The organism is Variovorax sp. 05T418, from assembly GCF_056396385.1.
The window spans coordinates 1-713 of the sequence record NZ_JBFTLJ010000055.1 but is presented as its reverse complement, the minus strand read 5'-3'; the positions used below and the strand labels follow the sequence as shown (position 1 = coordinate 713).

Annotated in this window: 1 pseudogene; it reads left to right on the top strand. The window is 64.8% G+C overall.

Annotation, left to right across the window (positions count from 1 at the left end):
- Nucleotides 1–563, top strand: a pseudogene (gene tnpC, locus AC1DMS_RS31750) (IS66 family transposase); the annotation flags it as partial.
- Nucleotides 564–713: the final 150 nt, after the last annotated feature.

The following is a 713-nucleotide window of genomic DNA, read 5'->3' as shown; positions in this document are numbered from 1 at the left end:
TGCTCAAGCCCGGCAACGGCAAGACACACCGGGCGTACCTGTGGAGCTACTGCACGACGAGCTACAGCGCGCTGCGCGCGGTGGTGTTCGACTTCGCCGACAGCCGCGGCGGCCAGCATGCGCGCGCCTTCCTCGGGCTGCCGGGCGAGTATGGCTGGCGCGGCACACTGGTGTGCGACGACTTCAGTGGCTACAAGGCGTGCTTCGAGCTGGGCATCACCGAGGCGGGTTGCCTGGCCCATGCAAGGCGCAAGTTCCACGAACTCTGGGCCAATCACGGCAGCCCGGTCGGCGAGCAGGCGCTGAAGTTCTTCGGTGAGCTCTACGCCGTCGAACGCGAGGTCGCCGAGCTTGAGCCTGAGGATCGAAGGCGAATACGACAAGAGAAGTCCCGCAAGGTGGCCGATGCCCTGCAGCAATGGCTCGCCGGGCAACGGCAGAGGGTGCCGGATGGTTCGATCACGGCCAGGGCAATCGACTACAGCCTGAAGCGCTGGCAGGCGCTCACGCGCTACATCGACGACGGCGATCTGCCGGCGGACAACAACTGGGTGGAGAACCAGAGTAATAGTCCGCTCGAGGCCGTTGTTGACGGCTGGGTGGTTTAAGGCGTGACGTCTGTGACGTGTTGAAGCAGAGCGAACGCCACGCGCCATGCGCGGCCGTCGCAGTGAACTGTGGCCGTACGCTGGTTGATCCGAACGATTTCTCCG